Raw genomic sequence first — 22,090 nt, forward strand, 5'->3', positions numbered from 1 at the left:
AAACGCAACATTGCCTGATGCGCTACGCTTATCTGACCTACACGTTCACTGCAATCTATTGGATTTGAACGGTTTGTAGGCCGGATAAGGCGTTCACGCCGCATCCGGCATGAATAAAGCCTACGTTGTCTACAATATGAAAATGGCGCCTTTTACAGCGCCATTTTCAGCTTAAAGTTCAAAAGAGATTATATCCCTTCTTCACTCTCTTTTTTCGCTTCCGCCTTCTCGATTTCACGATACCAGCGTGGATGGTGTTTCTTCGCCCAACGACGGCTCACCTTCCCTTCGATCATCCCTTTAATCGACCCTTTCACCCAGAATGCCATATACATATGGATCAGGATGGCGTGGATCAGGATGATACCCGCAGCCGCGTGAATCAACAGGCTATAACGGACAACCTGTATCGGGAAGTACTGCGCAAAGTACGGACGCCAGATAATCACCCCGGTCACCAGCAGCACGAAAATCATGCTCATGATCGACCAGAACATCATCTTTTGCCCGGCGTTGTACTTACCAACATCCGCCACTTTGTGTTCATTGCCTTTTAATACTTCGACAATGTTCAACAGCCACGGAATATCTTTCTTATCCGGTATGTTGTGATGCACAAAACGCACAAACATAAACATCAGCGCGACGAAAATCGCAATGCCGAAGAACGGGTGCAAAATGCGTCCCATCTGCGGCGTACCGAAGGTTTGCGTCAGCCATTGCAGCGTCGGGAAGAAGAACGAAATCCCGGACAGCGCCACCAGGAAGAAGCAAATCACCACGGTCCAGTGACAGGCGCGATCAATAAACTTGGTGCGCACAATCATTTTCGACTTACTCATGATGATCCTCCTCGTCATCGTCCACTTCCTTATTCGGGCCAATACCGATGTAGTGGAAAATCAACCCGGCAAAAGTGGCGATAAAGCCAGCCGCTGCCAGCGGTTTCAACGCGCCTTTCCACAGGTTCACCGAAGTATCGATCTTCGGATCTTTCGGCAGACCGTGATACAGCTCCGGCTGATCGGCGTGATGCAGCACGTACATGACGTGCGTACCACCGACCCCTTCCGGGTTGTAGACGCCAGCATGTTCGTAACCACGCGCTTTCAGTTTCGCCACGCGCTGTTCCGCCAGCTCCAGCATCTCCTTCTTGGTGCCGAAGTGGATAGCCCCGGTCGGACAAGTTTTCACACAAGCCGGTTCCTGACCGACGCTGACGCGATCGACGCAGAGTGTGCATTTATATACCCGGTTATCCTCTTTGTTGAGGCGTGGAATATTAAACGGACACCCGGCAATGCAGTAACCACAGCCGATGCAGTTTTCCGACTGGAAATCGACAATCCCGTTAGCGTACTGAATGATCGCACCAGCAGACGGGCACGCCTTCAGGCAGCCCGGATCTTCACAGTGCATACAACCGTCTTTACGGATCAGCCACTCCAGCTTGCCGTTCTGTTCGGTTTCGCTAAAGCGCATCACCGTCCAGGACTTGGCGCTCAGATCGGCGGGGTTATCATAAACCCCGACGCAGTGCCCCACTTCATCACGGATATCGTTCCACTCCGAACACGCCACCTGACAGGCTTTACAGCCGATACAGGTGGAAACGTCGATAAGTTTCGCGACTTCTGCTTTGTAATCACGCACCTGAGAAGGCGGCGTGATGGAGTTAGTTGCGGACCTTTTGATAATGTCCTGCGTTTCCATAGCCATCTGTTCGCCCCCTTACGCCTTCTCGATGTTGACTAAGAACGCTTTATATTCCGGCGTTTGCGAGTTTGCATCACCGACATTCGGCGTCAGAGTGTTAGCGATATAACCTTTGCGCGCGACACCCTCAAAGCCCCAGTGGATTGGAATACCCACCGTTTCAACCTGCTGACCGTTTACATTCAGCGGTTTCAGACGGCGCGTTACCACAGCCACCGCGCGGATAAAGCCACGCTTGCTGGAGACAGTGACACGATCGCCATTGGCAATGCCTTTCGCCGCCGCCAGCGTTTCGCTGATTTCCACAAACTGTTCCGGCTGAGCAATTGCGTTGAGCAACGCGTGCTTGGTCCAGGTGTGGAAGTGCTCGGTCAGACGATAGGTCGTACCCACATACGGGAACTGCTCTTTTTTACCCATCCGCAGCGCGTCTTGTTCATACAGACGAACAACCGGGTTAGACACCACGTTCGGATGCAGCGGGTTAGTGCCCAGCGGCGTTTCAATTGGTTCGTAGTGTTCCGGGAACGGACCTTCCGCCATTTTGTTGATGGCAAACAGGCGTCCCATCCCTTCCGGCTGCATGATAAACGGCCCGGTTGGTGTACCCGGTGCGGCATTGCCGAAGTCCGGAATATCGTTACCCGTCCACTTGCTGCCGTTCCACTGGATCAGCATCCGTTTCGGATCCCAAGGTTTACCGTTGATATCCGCCGAAGCACGGTTGTACAGCACGCGACGGTTGAGCGGCCACGCCCAGGCCCATCCCAGCGTATTCCCCAGACCGGACGGGTCGGAGTTATCGCGGTTGGCCATCTGGTTGCCCTGCTCTGTCCAGCTACCGGTGTAGATCCAGCAAGAAGATGCGGTTGTACCGTCATCACGCAGATGCGCAAAGCTACTCAGTAACTGACCTTTCTTCGCAATCAGCACGCCATTAGCGTCATAGAGATCTTCCAGCGCATAGCCGTTGTTCTCTTTTGCCACTTCGTCTGACTGCGGCTCGTGCGGCTGCTTGTAGTTCCAGCTCATCTTCATCAGCGGTTCTACGCCTTTACCACCTTCGGCTTTGTACAACTCGCGAAGATGATGGTAGATACCCGCCAAAATTTCGCCGTCGTTACGTGCTTCGCCTGGCGCGTCCTGACCTTTCCAGTGCCACTGCAACCAGCGACCGGAGTTAGCGATAGAACCATCTTCTTCAGCAAAGCAGGTCGAAGGCAGACGGAATACCTCTGTCTGAATAGACGCCGGATCGACATCGTTCGACTCGCCGTGGTTCTGCCAGAAAGTAGAGGTTTCAGTCACCAGCGGATCGATAACCACCATGTACTTCAGCTTGCTCAGGCAGCTCACCACTTTGTTTTTGTCCGGGAAGGACGCAACCGGGTTAAAGCCCTGGCAGAAATAACCAGTGACTTTGCCTTCGTCCATCATGTTGAAATACTTGATGACGTCGTAGGTCTGGTCCCACTTCGGCAGCCAGTCATAGCCCCAGTTGTTCTCTTTCTGCGCAGCATCGCCGTAGAAAGATTTCATCAGGCTAACGAAGAACTTCGGATAGTTGCTCCAGTAGTTCACCTGATCAGCCAGCGTCGCTTTCGGCGTGTTCGCTTCCAGATACGACTGCAAATCAACCTGTTTTTCTGACGGCAGCGTCAGATAACCCGGCAGGCTGGTAGAGAGCAGACCTAAGTCAGTCAGGCCCTGAATGTTGGAGTGACCACGCAATGCGTTCACGCCGCCACCGGCCATACCCATGTTACCGAGCAGCAACTGGATCATCGCCATAGTACGGATGTTCTGCGCACCCACGGTGTGTTGGGTCCAGCCCAGTGCGTACAGGAAGGTGGTTGTGCGATCCGGCGCGCTGGTGGAGGCCAGCACTTCACACACTTTCAGGAAGTCAGCTTTTGGCGTACCGCAGATGTTTTCTACTACGTCCGGCGTGTAACGGGAAACGTGCGCTTTCAGCAAGTTCCACACACAGCGCGGATGAGTCAGTGTTTCATCGCGTTTCGCATAGCCGTTTTCATCGAACTGATAGTTCCAGGACGACTTATCGTACTGACGTTTTTCAGCGTCGTAACCGCTGAACAGACCGTCTTCGAACGCAAAATCATCACGCACCAGCAGGCTGGCGTTGGTGTAATGCTTAACGTATTCGGCGTTGATCTTGTTGTTTTCGATCAGGTAGCGCAAAACGCCAGACAGGAACGTAATGTCCGTACCGGAACGAATAGGTGCGTAGATATCCGCCACAGAAGCGGTACGCGTAAAACGGGGATCGACAACGATCAAGGTTGCATCGTTGTTGTTTTTCGCTTCCATCGCCCAGCGAAAACCGACGGGATGCGCTTCAGCAGCGTTACCGCCCATCACCATTACGACGTTAGCGTTTTTGATATCCACCCAGTGGTTGGTCATCGCACCGCGACCAAATGTTGGAGCAAGACTTGCTACCGTTGGTCCGTGTCAGACGCGCGCCTGGTTGTCTACCGCCAGCATCCCGAGGGAGCGGGCAAATTTTTGAGTCAGCATCCCGGTTTCGTTGCTGGCACCGGAGGCACACAGCATACCGGTAGAAAGCCAACGGTTTACCGTTACGCCCTGCTCATTCTTTTCAATAAAGTTAGCGTCACGGTCTGCTTTCATCAGCTTCGCAATGCGGGAGAATGCTTCTTCCCAGCTAATGCGCTGCCATTTGTCAGAACCTGGCGCACGATATTCCGGGTAGCGCAGACGGTTTTCGCTGTTGACGTAATCCAGCAATCCGGCCCCTTTCGGGCACAGCGCACCACGGCTTACCGGATGATCCGGGTCACCTTCAATGTGATAAATCGCTTCTCTGGCGTTTTTCGCGCCATCACCCAGGCTATACATCAATAGCCCGCAACCTACGGAACAGTATGTACAAGTGTTACGGATCTCTTTCGCGCGTAATAATTTGTAGTTTCGCGCCTGAGCCAGTGCTTGCTTCGGGGCAAAACCCAATGCCGCGACTGTTGTTCCAGCCATACCGCCCGCGCAGATTTTAAAAAATTGTCTGCGACTGACGTCCATTGCTTTCCTCTTTTTTCAGGGGTATTACTGCGCGAGGAAACTAACAGTAAAATTCTGAATCTTTTTGCGCGAAATCAAAAAGAACAGCTGTTTGCCACAAAATAATCCGCCTGCGCAAATTGACCTACCTCAATAGCGGTAGAAAAACGCACCACTGCCTGACAGGCCAGTTAAAAAAATGCTATAAAATTCAGCTTAATTTTTAACGGCAAGAGAGACAAAACAGCGAGCATGACACGACAAAAAGCAACGCTCATAGGGCTAATAGCGATCGTCCTGTGGAGCACAATGGTAGGATTGATTCGCGGTGTCAGTGAGGGGCTCGGCCCGGTCGGCGGCGCAGCTGCTATCTATTCATTAAGCGGGCTGCTGTTAATCTTCACGGTTGGATTTCCGCGAATTCGGCAGATCCCGAAAGGGTATTTGCTCGCCGGGAGTCTGTTATTCGTCAGCTATGAAATCTGTCTGGCGCTTTCCTTAGGGTATGCGGCGAGCCGTCATCAGGCGATTGAAGTAGGTATGGTGAACTATCTATGGCCCAGTCTGACAATTCTCTTTGCCATTCTGTTTAATGGTCAGAAAACCAACTGGCTGATTGTACCTGGATTATTATTAGCCCTGGTCGGTGTCTGTTGGGTGTTAGGCGGTGACAATGGGTTACACTATGATGAAATCATCAATAATATTACCACCAGTCCATTAAGTTATTTCCTGGCGTTCATTGGCGCTTTTATCTGGGCAGCTTATTGTACAGTAACGAATAAATACGCACGCGGATTTAATGGAATAACCGTTTTTGTACTGCTGACAGGAGCAAGTTTGTGGGTTTACTATTTTCTCACGCCACAACCAGAAATGGTATTTAGCACACCCGTCATGATTAAACTCATCTCTGCGGCATTTACCTTAGGATTTGCTTACGCTGCGTGGAACGTTGGCATTTTACATGGCAACGTCACCATTATGGCAGTAGGTTCGTATTTTACGCCCGTACTTTCGTCGGCGCTTGCTGCGGTACTGCTTAGTGCTCCGCTATCGTTCTCATTCTGGCAAGGCGCACTGATGGTCTGCGGCGGTTCCCTGCTCTGCTGGCTGGCGACACGTCGTGGATAAAATTATTGCCGGGTCATAGCACCCGGCAGTTAACCCGCTAAATTACGACAATAATAAAAAATAAACTTCAAATACCAGTAATTCACCTTATATCTCATTTCGACTTCGATCACATATCGATAAATAATATTATTTCATCTATTATTCTCATTGTTTTTAATCACCATTCTATTTTAAAAACAGTATGTCATTTGTAAATGACGCCGTTTAAAATTCGTTTAGAAAATAGGTTTAACGATAATTAAAAGGATACTGTTAAATGAAATTAAAAATAGTTGCGGTGGTTGTAACTGGTTTGTTAGCTGCGAACGTAGCACATGCTGCCGAAGTATATAACAAGGATGGTAATAAACTCGACCTTTATGGCAAGGTTACCGCTCTACGTTATTTTACTGATGATAAGCGTGACGATGGTGATAAAACTTATGCCCGTCTCGGTTTTAAAGGAGAAACGCAAATCAATGATCAAATGATTGGTTTTGGTCACTGGGAATATGATTTTAAAGGCTATAACGATGAAGCCAACGGCTCGCGCGGCAACAAAACCCGCCTTGCCTATGCAGGTTTAAAAATTAGTGAATTTGGCTCTCTGGACTATGGTCGTAACTACGGTGTCGGTTATGACATTGGTTCATGGACCGATTTGTTGCCAGAATTTGGTGGCGATACCTGGAGCCAGAAAGATGTCTTCATGACATATCGTACCACTGGTGTGGCAACCTATCGCAACTACGATTTCTTTGGCTTAATTGAAGGGCTGAACTTTGCCGCACAATATCAAGGCAAAAATGAACGCACTGACAACGCTCATCTTTATGGTGCTGACTATACGCGTGCCAATGGTGACGGTTTCGGTATCTCCTCAACTTATGTTTATGATGGCTTTGGGATCGGTGCTGTGTATACCAAATCTGATCGGACAAATGCGCAGGAAAGAGCAGCGGCTAATCCTCTCAATGCCTCCGGTAAGAATGCAGAACTGTGGGCAACAGGTATAAAATATGATGCCAACAACATTTACTTTGCAGCTAATTACGCTGAAACATTAAACATGACCACCTATGGTGATGGTTATATCTCTAACAAAGCACAAAGTTTCGAAGTGGTGGCCCAATATCAATTCGACTTCGGCTTGCGCCCATCACTCGCTTACCTGAAATCAAAAGGCAGAGATCTGGGGCGTTACGGCGATCAGAACATGATTGAGTATATCGACGTTGGTGCAACGTATTTCTTCAACAAAAATATGTCGACCTATGTTGATTATAAAATCAACCTGATCGATGAAAGCGACTTTACCCGTGCCGTAGATATTCGCACCGATAACATCGTCGCAACGGGCATTACCTATCAGTTCTAACATCCTCTCCTGACCAGCCCTTCTCTGGGCTGGTTTTTGATTTAAGTGCTGCTGTATGACTCCTTAAGTAAAAATGAGCAATTTTTGATATTTCTGGTCATTCACCTCAATTAATATTCTTCCATACCCTCCGGGGACATCTTAGTATAATATTTATTGATGAGTGATTATGACCAATATTAATACAGCTTGTGTAAAAAATAATGCCAGTTATCAAGTGAATAACGCATTACCTAACAGAGAAACCATCGCCAGCAATTTTTTTGAACAACTGGCACAATGGGGTGAGAAATCGCTTAATAATGGCGTAGAAAAAAGAACTATTCTAGAGCGAATTAATGAAGCTTACAACTCAAACATGGAATCTCTTAATTTGTCATATCTTGATTTGAGTGAGTTACCGCCTATCCCCCCTACAGTTAAAACATTGAATTTGGAGGGGAATTGTCTAACTTTCCTTGACTTTACCGACAATGCTAGTCTTATCAATATCAACCTCACCTTGAATAATATTGAAACGATAACCTTTCCAAATGAATCAAAACTGGAAAATATTTATATCGATTGCAACAAGCTGGAAAGTTTAGATTTAAAAAATCAGCATTCATTGGTTAATCTGGAAGCGCAAAATAATAATCTAAAAGAAATTAATATTTCTGACAGTTATAAACTGAAATTTCTTAACCTTGATAATAACCAGCTAACATCGCTGGATGTTTCTCAACAAGAATCTCTGATTGAGTTAAGTGCTTGTCACAATATGATCAATGATCTTAAATTACACTATCACCCCATGGTGAAAAAAATCGCTTTAAACGACAACCATATTGCAAATTTAAACGCTAAAAGCACTGCGATACTTGAATATTTAGACTTAAGTAACAACAATTTATTGCCAACAGATAACATTAATGAGTTAATATCATCAAAACATCTTTGGTATTTATCAGTTAACGGTATTAACAATGATCCTATTGCACAAATGCAGTACTGGAATGCAATAATGGATTTAGTTGATCATATTAATGAAGTGACCATTAAGATATCTTATGATCTAGCAATTAAAAATATCGATACCAGTAATAAGCATCTTGTAGAAGTAAGCAAAAATACTGAAGGTGATAATAAAGAAAACAATGATTCAATGTCGATTCGTTACCGTTCAAAACCTTATTTCAGCAATTTAACTTTAACAGAACAAGAAACGACACTTTCTGAAGAAGAATTAAAAGCTATTCTGCCTATGTATCGCGCGTGTCGGTTTGATAACGACACTCCCCTATCCTCATCCTCATCCTCAGAACTCAAGGACGCAACAGGCACCCCTATCTGTTATTACATTTATGATGAGAATAAAACTTCCTTAGGTTATGGACCAACATTTCATAATTGGTTAAGCCAATCCTTTACCACAGAGTTATAAAAAACATCCTGATTAATCAAGGATAATAAATCAAAAAATATATTATTGCCATGGAGTAGTTATGAAGTTTCCTTTAATCTTTTTTAAAACAAAGCAGTCCCTACAGCGACTCCCCGAACAGAATTTATATAGCTGGATGCATGAATTGAATAAATGGAAAGAAAAATGCATAGTCACAGGTGAACTTCATCGTCAAGAATGCCGAAAAGAAGCGGCAGAAAGGATAAACCGTGCTTTTTTGTCGAAGCAGAATGACATTGATTTATCTGGACTTAATTTAACTACTCAACCACCAGGGCTGCAAAACTTCACCTCTATCAATCTTGATGAGAACCAACTCAAACATTTTGATGCAACCAACTACGATAAACTCATCAACCTTAGTCTGAATAGTAATGCTCTTGAGTCTATAAATTTTCCTCAAGGCAGAAATGTAAGCATTAAACATATATCTGTGAATAATAATGCTCTCAGAAATATTGATATAGATGGGCTTTCATCAGTTACTTATTTTAGTGCGGCACATAATCAACTAGAGTTTGTGCAATTAGAATGTTGCGAAAGGCTGCAGTACCTGAATCTCAGCCACAATCAATTAACTGATATTGCTGCAGGAAATAAAGATGAACTCTTACTTCTGGACCTATCCCATAATAAACTAACAAGTTTACATAATGCCTTATTTCCCAACTTGAATACGTTACTTATCAACAACAACTTGCTTTCTGAAATTAAAATATTCTTTAGCAACTTCTGCAATGTACAGACATTAAACGCTGCGAACAATCAGTTGAAAAAAATAAACCTTCATTTCCTGACTTATCTTTCATCTATCAAAAGCTTAAGGCTGGACAATAATAAAATAACCCGCATTGACACTAAGAATACATCCGATATTGGAACTTTATTCCCCATAATAAAACAGAGCAAAAACTTAAATTTTTTAAATGTTTCTGGGAAGAACAATTGCCCTACTATGCAGCTCATGTTATTTAATTTGTTTTCCCCAGCACTTAAGCTTAATACTGGCCTGGCAATTCTTTCGCCTGGTGCATTTGAAGTTCACTCTGACGGAGTAGATGTGGATAACGAATTGTTTCACTATACTTTTAAAGAAGCATACACCCCATATAATATACACACTTATAAAACAGAAGAAGTTGTAAATCAGATGAATATAAAAATTAAAAATATGACCTTAGATGAAATAAACAATACTTACTGTAATAACGATTATTACAATGAGGCGATAAGAGAGGAACCGATAGACTTTCTGGACAGATCGTTTTCCTCCAGCTCATGGCCTTTTTAGTGAATAAATCATCACTAATTCTATAAGTGTCTGGTCTTATTAAGAATATAGTTAATATGCAACCCTTTAGATTCACGATCTGAAGGGTTGAAACATGGCATACGTTCAAAGATTAACCCCCGTTTGAAGGTTAGCCTGTTAGTTACATTTAGTAACACATATCTGTCTGCTTAATCCCCATTCTGCCCCCGCGGTTACGCTTTCTTATCTATTCTTTCAATCAGCACTTCACCTAATTCATCCTTAATTCTAATAACTGGCTATTGCGCCTTACCTCCTGTTTTGTCTTTTTTTCATTACCAATGTGTACATGTGAGGAACAATATGGCACTGCAAAATGAGAAAAATAGTCGTTATCTTTTGCGCGACTGGAAACCAGAAAACCCGGCCTTCTGGGAAAATAAAGGAAAGCATATTGCACGAAGAAACCTCTGGATATCAGTAAGTTGCCTACTTCTTGCCTTCTGTGTCTGGATGCTATTTAGCGCAGTTACTGTTAATCTCAATAAAATCGGTTTTAATTTCACTACCGATCAACTCTTTTTATTAACCGCATTACCCTCCGTTTCTGGCGCATTATTGCGTGTCCCCTACTCCTTTATGGTGCCTATATTTGGTGGACGCCGATGGACGGTTTTTAGTACTGCAATCCTGATTATTCCTTGCGTCTGGCTCGGAATTGCCGTGCAGAATCCGAATACTCCTTTTGGGATATTTATCGTTATCGCTTTGCTATGCGGTTTTGCAGGTGCGAACTTTGCTTCAAGCATGGGCAATATCAGTTTCTTCTTCCCAAAAGCCAAACAAGGGAGCGCACTTGGGATTAATGGCGGATTAGGAAACTTAGGTGTAAGTGTGATGCAGCTGGTTGCACCGCTGGTCATTTTTGTACCCGTATTTGCCTTTCTCGGCGTCAATGGCGTACCGCAGGCCGACGGTTCGGTGATGTCGCTGGCGAATGCCGCATGGATTTGGGTGCCATTACTGGCGATTGCCACTATTGCCGCCTGGTTAGGGATGAATGATATCGCCAGTTCACGCGCGTCAATCGCCGATCAATTGCCTGTATTACAACGTCTGCATCTCTGGCTGCTCAGTCTTCTCTATCTCGCCACCTTCGGTTCGTTTATCGGTTTTTCTGCGGGTTTTGCCATGCTGGCGAAAACTCAGTTCCCTGATGTGAATATTCTGCGCCTGGCGTTCTTTGGCCCATTTATTGGTGCCATCGCGCGGTCGGTTGGTGGTGCTATTTCCGATAAATTCGGCGGCGTGCGGGTGACGTTGATCAACTTCATTTTTATGGCGATTTTCAGCGCCCTGCTGTTCCTTACCTTACCGGGCACAGGCTCCGGTAATTTCATCGCATTTTACGCCGTATTTATGGGGTTGTTTCTGACCGCAGGTCTGGGAAGTGGTTCTACTTTCCAGATGATCGCCGTCATCTTTCGCCAGATAACCATTTATCGGGTGAAGATGAAAGGCGGTAGTGATGAGCAAGCTCAGAGAGAAGCCGTCACCGAAACGGCGGCGGCTCTGGGCTTTATCTCAGCCATTGGCGCAGTGGGCGGCTTTTTCATTCCGCAGGCGTTTGGCATGTCGCTCAATATGACCGGCTCGCCGGTAGGCGCGATGAAAGTGTTTTTAATCTTCTACATCGTTTGTGTGCTGCTGACCTGGCTGGTTTATGGTCGGCGGAAGTTCAGCCAAAAATAAGAAATCGATGCCTGACACGTCTTATCAGGCTACAACCGTGTCGCATCCGACAAGGCATCAGATCCCAATTCATTCCTGGAGCAGGAGTTATGTCATGAGTAAACTTTTGGATCGCTTTCGCTACTTCAAACAAAAGGGCGAAACCTTTGCCGATGGTCACGGACAGGTGATGCATAGCAACCGCGACTGGGAGGACAGCTATCGCCAGCGTTGGCAGTTCGACAAAATCGTGCGTTCCACCCACGGTGTTAACTGTACAGGCTCCTGTAGCTGGAAAATCTACGTTAAAAATGGTCTGGTGACCTGGGAAATCCAACAGACCGACTACCCGCGCACTCGCCCTGACCTGCCCAATCATGAACCTCGCGGCTGCCCGCGTGGCGCAAGTTACTCCTGGTATCTTTACAGCGCTAACCGCCTGAAATACCCGCTCATTCGTAAACGACTGATTGAACTGTGGCGCGAAGCCCTCAAACAACACAGCGATCCGGTACTGGCGTGGGCATCGATTATGAACGATCCGCAAAAGTGCCTGAGCTACAAACAAGTGCGTGGGCGTGGCGGCTTTATCCGCTCCAACTGGCAGGAGCTAAACCAGTTGATTGCCGCCGCTAACGTCTGGACTATCAAAACTTACGGTCCTGATCGCGTTGCCGGTTTCTCGCCGATTCCGGCGATGTCGATGGTTTCTTACGCCGCCGGAACACGTTATCTGTCGCTGTTAGGTGGCACCTGTTTAAGTTTCTATGACTGGTATTGCGACCTGCCGCCTGCCTCGCCGATGACCTGGGGCGAGCAAACCGACGTGCCAGAATCTGCCGACTGGTATAACTCCAGCTATATCATCGCCTGGGGGTCTAACGTACCGCAGACACGTACGCCGGACGCCCACTTCTTTACCGAAGTACGCTACAAAGGCACTAAAACCATCGCCATTACCCCTGACTACTCTGAAGTGGCCAAATTGTGCGACCAGTGGCTGGCACCGAAACAAGGCACTGATAGCGCCCTGGCGATGGCAATGGGCCATGTGATTTTAAAAGAGTTTCATCTCGATAATCCCAGCGACTATTTTATCAACTACTGCCGCCGCTACAGCGACATGCCGATGCTGGTAATGCTGGAACCTCGCGACGATGGTAGCTACGTTCCCGGGCGCATGATCCGCGCGTCTGACCTAGTAGATGGACTGGGCGAAAGCAACAATCCGCAATGGAAAACCGTAGCAGTTAATACAGCAGGTGAACTGGTGGTGCCGAACGGTTCGATTGGTTTTCGTTGGGGCGAAAAAGGCAAATGGAACCTGGAATCTATCGCCGCCGGAACAGAAACTGAGTTAGCGTTAACCTTGCTCGGTCAACACGACACTGTTGCAGGCGTGGCCTTCCCCTACTTTGGCGGCATTGAAAATCCACACTTTCGCAGCGTAAAACATGATCCCATACTGGTGCGCCAGCTTCCGGTGAAAAATCTGACGCTCGCCGATGGAAGCACTTGTCCGGTGGTTAGCGTTTATGATCTGGTACTGGCAAATTACGGCCTCGATCGCGGGCTGGAAGATGAAAACAGCGCGAAAGATTACGCTGAAATCAAACCTTACACCCCAGCCTGGGGCGAGCAAATTACCGGCGTACCGCGCCAGTATATTGAAACCATCGCCCGCGAATTTGCCGATACCGCCCATAAAACGCATGGGCGATCGATGATTATCCTCGGTGCTGGCGTCAACCATTGGTATCACATGGACATGAACTACCGTGGGATGATCAACATGCTGATCTTCTGCGGTTGTGTCGGGCAAAGCGGTGGCGGCTGGGCACACTATGTCGGTCAGGAAAAACTGCGCCCGCAAACCGGCTGGTTGCCGCTGGCCTTTGCGCTCGACTGGAACCGACCACCGCGCCAGATGAACAGCACCTCGTTTTTCTACAATCATTCCAGCCAATGGCGCTATGAAAAAGTCTCTGCTCAGGAGTTACTTTCACCGCTCGCCGATGCCAGTAAGTACAGCGGTCATCTGATTGATTTCAACGTTCGCGCTGAACGTATGGGCTGGCTACCTTCTGCGCCGCAGCTGGGGCGTAACCCGCTCACGTTGAAAGCCGAAGCCGACAAGGCCGGATTATCCCCCACAGAATTTACCGCCCAGGCGCTGAAATCGGGCGATTTACGCATGGCCTGCGAACAACCAGATAGCGGCAGCAATCATCCGCGTAATTTGTTTGTCTGGCGTTCTAACCTGCTTGGCTCCTCCGGCAAAGGCCACGAATATATGCAGAAGTATCTGCTGGGAACCGAAAGTGGGATTCAGGGTGAAGAACTCGGTGCCAGCGACGGGATCAAACCGGAAGATGTCGAGTGGCAAACTGCGGCGATTGAAGGCAAGCTCGACCTGCTGGTGACGCTCGACTTCCGCATGTCCAGCACCTGCCTGTTCTCCGATATCGTTCTGCCCACCGCCACCTGGTACGAAAAAGACGATATGAACACCTCGGATATGCATCCGTTTATTCATCCGCTTTCTGCGGCGGTCGATCCGGCGTGGGAATCACGCAGCGACTGGGAAATCTACAAAGGTATTGCCAAAGCATTTTCGCAAGTGTGCGTAGGGCATCTTGGCAAAGAAACCGACGTGGTATTACAACCCCTACTGCATGACTCTCCGGCAGAACTCTCCCAGCCGTGTGAAGTGCTCGACTGGCGCAAAGGCGAATGCGATCTGATCCCGGGTAAAACCGCGCCCAATATTGTAGCGGTGGAACGCGACTACCCTGCTACCTATGATCGCTTTACCTCGCTCGGGCCATTGATGGACAAACTTGGCAACGGCGGTAAAGGGATTTCGTGGAATACCCAGGATGAAATCGATTTCCTCGGCAAACTCAATTACACCAAGCGTGATGGCCCGGCACAGGGGCGACCGCTGATTGACACCGCCATTGATGCATCAGAAGTGATACTGGCGCTGGCACCGGAAACCAACGGGCATGTGGCGGTCAAAGCGTGGCAAGCGCTGGGCGAAATCACCGGACGCGAACATACCCATCTGGCGCTGCACAAAGAGGACGAGAAGATCCGCTTTCGCGATATTCAGGCGCAGCCACGTAAAATTATCTCCAGCCCCACATGGTCTGGTCTGGAAAGCGATCACGTCTCCTATAACGCGGGATACACCAACGTTCATGAGTTAATTCCGTGGCGCACGCTGTCGGGACGCCAGCAGCTTTATCAGGATCATCCGTGGATGCGTGCCTTTGGTGAAAGTCTGGTGGCTTATCGCCCGCCTATCGACACCCTTAGCGTCAGTGAAATGCGCCAGATACCACCAAACGGCTTCCCGGAAAGAGCACTTAACTTCCTGACGCCGCATCAGAAATGGGGCATTCACTCAACCTACAGTGAAAACCTGCTAATGCTGACGCTCTCTCGCGGTGGACCGATTGTCTGGATCAGCGAAACCGATGCCCGTGAATTGACCATTGTCGATAACGACTGGGTGGAAGTGTTTAACGCCAACGGCGCGCTGACTGCCCGCGCGGTAGTCAGCCAACGTGTACCGCCGGGTATGACCATGATGTATCACGCTCAGGAACGCATTATGAATATTCCTGGTTCGGAAGTAACCGGCATGCGCGGCGGCATTCATAACTCGGTCACCCGCGTTTGTCCGAAACCAACGCATATGATTGGCGGTTACGCGCAGCTGGCCTGGGGCTTTAACTACTACGGCACCGTCGGCTCGAACCGCGACGAATTCATCATGATCCGCAAGATGAAAAACGTTAACTGGCTCGATGATGAAGGTCGCGATCAGGTACAGGAGGCGAAAAAATGAAAATACGTTCGCAAGTCGGCATGGTGCTTAACCTCGATAAATGTATCGGCTGCCATACCTGTTCGGTGACCTGTAAAAACGTCTGGACCGGACGCGAAGGCATGGAGTACGCATGGTTTAACAACGTCGAAACCAAACCGGGCATTGGTTATCCGAAAAACTGGGAAGATCAGGAAGAGTGGCAAGGCGGCTGGGTGCGTGATGTGAATGGCAAGATACGCCCGCGTCTGGGCAGCAAAATGGGCGTAATAACCAAAATCTTCGCCAACCCGGTGGTGCCGCAGATTGATGATTACTACGAACCTTTCACCTTCGACTACGAACATTTACATAGCGCGCCAGAAGGTAAACACATTCCTACTGCCCGCCCGCGTTCGCTGATTGACGGCAAACGGATGGACAAAGTGATCTGGGGGCCAAACTGGGAAGAACTGCTGGGCGGTGAGTTCGAAAAACGCGCTCGCGACCGCAACTTTGACGCCATGCAAAAGGAGATGTACGGTCAGTTTGAAAACACGTTCATGATGTACCTGCCGCGCCTGTGCGAACACTGCCTCAACCCCAGCTGTGTGGCGACCTGCCCCAGCGGCGCGATCTACAAACGCGAAGAAGACGGTATTGTGCTCATCGACCAGGACAAATGCCGTGGCTGGCGTTTGTGCATTAGCGGTTGTCCGTACAAGAAAATCTACTTCAACTGGAAAAGCGGTAAGTCAGAAAAATGCATCTTCTGTTATCCGCGAATTGAGTCCGGTCAACCGACCGTTTGCTCAGAAACCTGCGTGGGTCGTATTCGCTATCTTGGCGTGCTGCTTTACGACGCCGACCGCATCGAGGAAGCGGCGAGCACCGAACGCGAGGTTGATCTCTACGAACGTCAGTGCGAAGTGTTCCTCGATCCGCACGATCCCTCAGTGATCGAAGAAGCCCTGAAACAAGGTATTCCACAAAATGTGATTGAAGCTGCCCAGCGTTCGCCAGTCTACAAAATGGCGATGGACTGGAAACTGGCGCTACCGCTGCACCCTGAATATCGCACCCTGCCGATGGTCTGGTACGTACCGCCGCTGTCACCAATTCAGTCTTACGCCGATGCGGGCGGCCTGCCAAAAAGCGAAGGTGTGCTTCCCGCTATCGAAAGCCTACGTATACCGGTGCAATATCTCGCCAATATGTTGAGTGCGGGCGATACCGGTCCGGTGCTGCGGGCACTAAAACGGATGATGGCGATGCGCCACTATATGCGTTCACAAACGGTGGAGGGCGTGACTGATACCCGCGCCATTGACGAAGTAGGCCTGAGCGTCGCCCAGGTCGAAGAGATGTATCGCTACCTTGCCATCGCCAACTATGAAGATCGTTTTGTCATTCCAACCAGTCATCGGGAAATGGCGGGCGATGCCTTCGCAGAACGCAACGGCTGCGGCTTCAGCTTTGGCGACGGTTGCCACGGCTCAGACAGCAAATTCAACCTGTTCAACAGTAGCCGTATCGATGCCATCAACATTACCGAAGTGCGCGATAAAGCGGAGGGAGAATAATGCAGATCCTCAAAGTGATCGGCCTGTTGATGGAGTACCCGGACGAGCTGTTGTGGGAGTGTAAGGACGACGCGCTGGCATTAATCCGCCGCGACGCGTCGATGCTCACCGATTTTGCACTCGACCTGCTCAACGCGCCGCTGCTGGATAAACAGGCCGAATGGTGTGAAGTGTTCGACCGCGGGCGCACCACGTCGCTGCTGCTGTTCGAACATGTTCATGCCGAATCCCGCGATCGCGGCCAGGCAATGGTGGACCTGCTGGCGGAGTATGAAAAGGTCGGTCTGCAACTGGATTGTCGGGAACTGCCCGATTATCTGCCGCTGTACCTGGAGTACTTAAGTGTGCTGCCGGACGATCAGGCAAAAGAAGGATTACTCAACGTTGCGCCGATCCTCGCCCTGCTTGGCGGACGCTTAAAACAACGCGAGACACCGTGGTACGCGTTATTTGACGCCCTTTTGCAACTGGCAGGAAGTCCCCTGTTAAGTGACAGTGTCACAAAACAAATTCGTAGTGAAGAGCGTGACGACACCCGCCAGGCGCTGGATGCGGTGTGGGAAGAAGAACAGGTGAAGTTTATTGAAGATAACGCCACGGCGTGTGACAGCTCGCCGCTTAATCAATATCAGCGACGCTTTAGCCAAGATGTCGCGCCGCAGTACGTCGACATCAGTGCGGGAGGTGGGAAATGATTCAGTATCTGAACGTCTTTTTTTACGATATCTACCCGTACATTTGTGCGACGGTGTTTTTCCTCGGCAGCTGGCTGCGCTATGACTACGGGCAGTATACCTGGCGCGCCTCCTCGAGCCAGATGCTCGATAAACGCGGGATGGTGATATGGTCGAATCTGTTCCATATCGGCATTTTGGGGATCTTCTTCGGGCACCTGTTCGGCATGTTAACGCCGCACTGGATGTACGCGTGGTTTCTGCCGGTGGCGGTAAAACAGCAGATGGCGATGGTGCTCGGCGGTATTTGCGGCGTGTTGACGTTGATTGGCGGTGCAGGACTGCTGTGGCGCAGGCTGACAAATCAGCGCGTGCGTGCCACTTCCACTACGCCGGATATTATCATCATGAGCATTTTACTGATCCAGTGTCTGCTGGGGCTAAGTACCATACCGTTTTCAGCACAGTATCCTGATGGTAGCGAAATGATGAAGCTGGTGGGTTGGGCGCAAAGCATTGTCACTTTCCGTGGTGGATCGTCAGAAATGCTTAACGGCGTAGCGTTCGTTTTCCGCCTGCATCTGGTATTGGGAATGACCATCTTCCTGCTCTTCCCGTTCACCCGACTGGTGCATGTGTGGAGCGCGCCGTTTGAGTACTTTACTCGTCGGTATCAGATTGTGCGCTCGCGGCGATAATTTTCACCCTGGCCGGATAGCCCTTCGCTCTCCGGCCACTTGCAGGCTATGATAGTTCTCCAGCCACAGGAGAACGTTAATGAAACCGCAGGTTTATCACGTCGATGCTTTTACCTCACAACCGTTTCGCGGCAATTCTGCCGGTGTTGTTTTTCCCGCCGATAATCTTAGCGAAGCGCAAATGCAGCTTATCGCCCGCGAATTAGGTCATTCCGAAACTGCTTTTCTGCTGCGCAGTGACGACAGCGATGTACACGTTCGCTACTTTACGCCAACGGTTGAAGTTCCGATTTGTGGTCACGCGACGGTGGCAGCGCACTATGTACGTTCAAAGGTATTAGATTTGGGAAATTGCACGGTCTGGCAAACCTCGCTGGCAGGAAAACATCGCGTGACTATCGAAAAGCAAAACGATGATTATCGTATTTCGCTGGAGCAAGGTACGCCGGGCTTTGAGCCACCGTTAGAAGGTGAAACACGAGCGGCGATTATCAACGCACTTCATCTCACTGAAGACGATATTTTGCCTGGCTTGCCAATCCAGGTGGCTACCACAGGACACTCAAAAGTAATGATTCCACTGAAATCTGAAGTGGATATCGACGCCCTTTCGCCTGACCTTGCTGCGCTGACCGCAATCAGCAAGCAGATTGGCTGCAATGGTTTCTTCCCGTTCCAGATCCGCCCAGGCAAAAATGAAACCGATGGTCGTATGTTCTCACCAGCGATAGGTATTGTGGAAGATCCGGTGACCGGGAATGCCAATGGCCCGATGGGCGCATGGTTGGTACATCACAACTTACTACCCCACGATGGCAGCGTGTTGCGTGTTAAAGGCCATCAGGGGCGCGCACTGGGGCGTGACGGCGTGATTGATGTGACGGTGACAATTCGAGATAACCAACCGGAGAAAGTCACCATTTCCGGCACGGCGGTGATTCTTTTCCATGCTGAATGGGCCATTGATTTTTGATACCGTTGCCTGATGCGCTTCGCTTATCAGGCCTACAACCGGGCTAATGTGGGCCGGTTGTAGGCGTTTACGCCGCATCCGGCCCCTGGCACAAACTATTTCCCCGCCTCCGGATGCGTATCAAACGCCGCCATCACCAACGCCAGTTCATCCACAGTAAAGCCATGCTTTGCGTCATCTACGCCCAGACCAAACTGCTCCTGCATCACGGCATATAACGACGCCACATCCGGTAGATTTCGCTGCTCCACTGCATGTCCATTTTCATAATGGGTGAAATGAAAATTGGTCAGTGTCAGTTTGCCACCGTCCGGCAAATGGCGGCACATCAGCAAATGATGGCGAAAATGCGATTGCGGCCAGTGCGCCGACCAGAAATTCCCCATCACATAATCACTTTGTTGTTGTTCACAGAGATCAAAACGGTACATCGACTGCCAGTGCTGATGATGATTAAACTGCAAAATCCAGTCGTTCCCTTCCTGTAACAGCCGATATTCGCCATGTGGCGTTGTTTGCGCGATATCCGCCACTAAACGAATCGGCGCAGTCAAAGTCTGCCCACCGAAACCGACATCGGCAATCCAGTGTTCGCCTTCCAGCTCCACCAACAACAAACGATGGGTACGCGGCGGTAATGCTGGCGGATTAGATAACACTACGCGCCCTAACAGACTGCGTACCTGAAAACCCAGCTCGCGTAACACCCGCTCAAACACGCCATTCTGCTCAAAGCAGTAACCACCACGCCGGGCGAGCACCAATTTCTCTTCCAGCGATTGATCATCAAGCTGCATTTCTCTCGGCAGCAAAACATCGAGATTTTCAAATGGAATGGTGCAATTGTGTTTCAGGTGTAATGCGCGCAGCGTTTCGATATTGACCGCAGCCGCTCCCGACCAGTTAATGCGGGTAAAATAGTGATTCAGAATGGGCGTCATCAGGCGTTTCCGTTTGTGGTTTTCTCAATTTATAACCTGGAATAGACGCCGCACCGGCTATTTTGTGCGATCGCGGACATGCATCTCGTTCGCAAATCGCCAATCCCGTTAATTTCGTTACTTATTGCGTTACGAGCTACGCTTTTAAAACAACCTTCTTAGCGAGGCGATACCGTGAGCCGATTCATCCCCGTCGAATTACACCATGCCAGCCGTCTGTTAAATCATGGCCCAACTGTCTTGATCACCAGTTTCGATGAGCAATCCCAGCGGCGTAACATTATGGCAGCAGCTTGGTCAATGCCGGTGGAGTTTGAACCGCCACGCGTGGCAATTGTGGTAGATAAATCGACATGGACCAGGGAGTTGATTGAACGTAATGGTAAGTTTGGCATCGTTATCCCGGGTGTTGCAGCAACTAACTGGACGTGGGCGGTGGGAAGTGTGTCGGGGCGTGATGAAGATAAGTTTAACTGCTATGGTATTCCGGTTGTGAAAGGTCCGGTGCTTGGTTTGCCGCTGGTCGAGGAAAAATGTCTGGCGTGGATGGAGTGTCGCCTGCTACCTGCGACTTCTGCGCAAGAAAAATACGACACACTGTTTGGCGAGTTAGTATCAGCAGCGGCAGACGCACGGGTATTTGTCGAAGGCCGCTGGCAGTTTGATGATGATAAGCTCAATACGTTGCATCATTTAGGTGCTGGCACGTTTGTTACCAGCGGGAAGCGAGTTACGGCGGGTTAAAGAATCATATGCAGCGACCGGTTTTTTTCAGCAATGTTTCCATATGAGCTAAACCATATTTTATTCACGATTACTATTTTTAGTGAAGATTAATTTATCCTCACCAACATCATAGTAATTGCGTATTTTCGCCTCATTGATAAAACCATGTTTTGTATAAAATGCGCGGGTGGCACTAAAATCCAGGGAAAGATTACGAAAGCCCGCTCCCCGCAAGGACTGACGCCAGATACTTTCTGTCCATGGCTGCTTTTCGCATCTTACGTCTTAACCCTGCCTTGAATACCTTATCATTCGTCAAAATATTAATAGCGATGTGCCGTATCCCTGAAAATAATTCTGCTGCATTTCCTCTTCTTATTTTGCAGTCGTCTTCATTCATTACCACGTCCAGACGCCAGTGCAGCTTATTCTCCACGTGCCAGTGGTTTCGGATTGCTGTGGCGAACTTCCCTGCGGTTAAATCAGCAGAACTGATATAATATCTGACCGTCATTTCTGGCTCTTTCTTTTGTTCTGCTATTATTGACCGAAAGGAGACTGCCACGCATAATTTCTTCAGACCTTTCCATTCAAACGTGAAATCAATAAGTTCATCAGGGACATCGCAAACAATGTGAAGACGGATTTCTTCTCTGCCGTGACTCTTTTCACTAATTGCGTAACTGTCATGCTCTGGATTATTTAATTCTTTCAGTGGAAATTTTTCCTCGAAGGCTTTATTTAGCCGCCCCTGGTTTCCTTTTACAGCGAATAAATAATCACCTCCCTGTTTTTGTATCTTCTCTGCAATATCTTTCTGGCAACCCATCGCATCAGTTGTGATGATTTTTCCTTTAATATCCAGCATGTTAAGAAGTTCTGGGATAGCTGTAATCTCATTGGATTTCTCATCCGTCTTGATCTGTCCGATGACCAGACTGTGCATTGTTGAGAACGCACTAATGACATGAATCGCTCCCCTGCGGCGACTCTTGTCATAAG

At 48.8% G+C, this 22,090-nt stretch carries 16 protein-coding genes; 11 read left to right on the forward strand and 5 right to left on the reverse strand.

Annotated features, from left to right (window positions below; genetic code table 11):
- Window positions 1-188: 188 nt before the first annotated feature.
- From fdnI to fdnG, 3 genes are read right to left on the reverse strand one after another with little or no spacing between them, the layout of a single operon-like run.
- Entirely contained in the window at window positions 189-842 is a 654-nt protein-coding gene (gene fdnI, locus HEN33_RS15670) for a formate dehydrogenase-N subunit gamma (RefSeq protein WP_000045646.1), read from the reverse strand.
- Complete coding sequence (fdnH, locus tag HEN33_RS15675) at window positions 835-1,719, reverse strand: formate dehydrogenase N subunit beta (RefSeq protein ID WP_001240580.1); 885 nt, start codon at window positions 1,717-1,719, stop codon at window positions 835-837. Before fdnH ends, fdnI begins: the two co-directional genes overlap by 8 nt.
- Before the next feature lie 12 nt (window positions 1,720-1,731).
- Window positions 1,732-4,779 (reverse strand): formate dehydrogenase-N subunit alpha, encoded by a 3,048-nt coding sequence (fdnG, locus tag HEN33_RS15680; RefSeq protein WP_103253616.1) that lies wholly within the window; start codon window positions 4,777-4,779, stop codon window positions 1,732-1,734.
- Window positions 4,780-5,010: 231 nt separating this feature from the next.
- Here fdnG and yddG point away from each other — a divergent pair, with 231 nt between their 5' ends.
- From yddG to HEN33_RS15730, 10 genes are all read left to right on the forward strand, one after another.
- Window positions 5,011-5,892, forward strand: coding sequence for an aromatic amino acid efflux DMT transporter YddG (gene yddG / locus HEN33_RS15685; protein WP_072000955.1), 882 nt, complete (start codon window positions 5,011-5,013; stop codon window positions 5,890-5,892).
- 259 nt (window positions 5,893-6,151) lie between these two features.
- On the forward strand, window positions 6,152-7,252 hold the full coding sequence (gene ompC, locus HEN33_RS15690; protein ID WP_176262806.1) for a porin OmpC: 1,101 nt from the start codon (window positions 6,152-6,154) through the stop codon (window positions 7,250-7,252).
- A 169-nt stretch (window positions 7,253-7,421) separates the two neighbouring features.
- Window positions 7,422-8,675: a leucine-rich repeat domain-containing protein gene (locus HEN33_RS15695; protein WP_183083442.1), complete on the forward strand. Its 1,254-nt coding sequence runs from the start codon at window positions 7,422-7,424 to the stop codon at window positions 8,673-8,675.
- A gap of 61 nt (window positions 8,676-8,736) precedes the next feature.
- Window positions 8,737-9,987 (forward strand): leucine-rich repeat domain-containing protein, encoded by a 1,251-nt coding sequence (locus tag HEN33_RS15700; protein WP_032184217.1) that lies wholly within the window; start codon window positions 8,737-8,739, stop codon window positions 9,985-9,987.
- A gap of 324 nt (window positions 9,988-10,311) precedes the next feature.
- The gene (gene narU / locus HEN33_RS15705) at window positions 10,312-11,700 is read left to right on the forward strand and encodes a nitrate/nitrite transporter NarU (RefSeq protein ID WP_105277757.1); all 1,389 of its coding nucleotides are present in this window, start codon (window positions 10,312-10,314) and stop codon (window positions 11,698-11,700) included.
- A 94-nt stretch (window positions 11,701-11,794) separates the two neighbouring features.
- The gene (gene narZ, locus HEN33_RS15710) at window positions 11,795-15,535 is read left to right on the forward strand and encodes a nitrate reductase Z subunit alpha (protein WP_176262971.1); all 3,741 of its coding nucleotides are present in this window, start codon (window positions 11,795-11,797) and stop codon (window positions 15,533-15,535) included.
- Window positions 15,532-17,076, forward strand: a complete 1,545-nt coding sequence (gene narH, locus HEN33_RS15715; RefSeq protein ID WP_000702545.1) for a nitrate reductase subunit beta — start codon at window positions 15,532-15,534, stop codon at window positions 17,074-17,076. Before narZ ends, narH begins: the two co-directional genes overlap by 4 nt.
- Window positions 17,076-17,771, forward strand: a complete 696-nt coding sequence (gene narW / locus HEN33_RS15720; RefSeq protein ID WP_176262970.1) for a nitrate reductase molybdenum cofactor assembly chaperone — start codon at window positions 17,076-17,078, stop codon at window positions 17,769-17,771. The genes narH and narW overlap by 1 nt, the downstream gene beginning before the upstream one ends.
- Entirely contained in the window at window positions 17,768-18,448 is a 681-nt protein-coding gene (narI, locus tag HEN33_RS15725) for a respiratory nitrate reductase subunit gamma (RefSeq protein ID WP_000617123.1), read from the forward strand. Before narW ends, narI begins: the two co-directional genes overlap by 4 nt.
- Before the next feature lie 79 nt (window positions 18,449-18,527).
- Entirely contained in the window at window positions 18,528-19,421 is an 894-nt protein-coding gene (locus tag HEN33_RS15730) for a PhzF family isomerase (protein ID WP_176262969.1), read from the forward strand.
- 95 nt (window positions 19,422-19,516) lie between these two features.
- Here the strand turns inward: HEN33_RS15730 and nhoA are convergent, their stop codons facing one another.
- A complete protein-coding gene (nhoA, locus tag HEN33_RS15735; protein WP_105279200.1) occupies window positions 19,517-20,362 on the reverse strand; it encodes an N-hydroxyarylamine O-acetyltransferase in 846 nt (281 codons plus the stop codon).
- A 174-nt stretch (window positions 20,363-20,536) separates the two neighbouring features.
- On the opposite strand from nhoA, the gene HEN33_RS15740 reads away from it, so the two are divergent.
- Window positions 20,537-21,106 carry a flavin reductase gene (locus HEN33_RS15740; protein WP_176262968.1) on the forward strand — a complete coding sequence of 190 codons (570 nt, stop codon included), beginning with the start codon at window positions 20,537-20,539 and terminating at the stop codon, window positions 21,104-21,106.
- Between the two features lie 193 nt (window positions 21,107-21,299).
- Here the strand turns inward: HEN33_RS15740 and HEN33_RS15745 are convergent.
- Window positions 21,300-22,090 (reverse strand): ISAs1-like element ISEc1 family transposase (locus HEN33_RS15745; protein ID WP_183083443.1); only part of this gene is annotated, 791 nt, incomplete at its 5' end.

It is taken from the genome of Escherichia sp. 94.0001 (assembly GCF_013369155.2).
GTDB lineage: Bacteria > Pseudomonadota > Gammaproteobacteria > Enterobacterales > Enterobacteriaceae > Escherichia > Escherichia coli_F.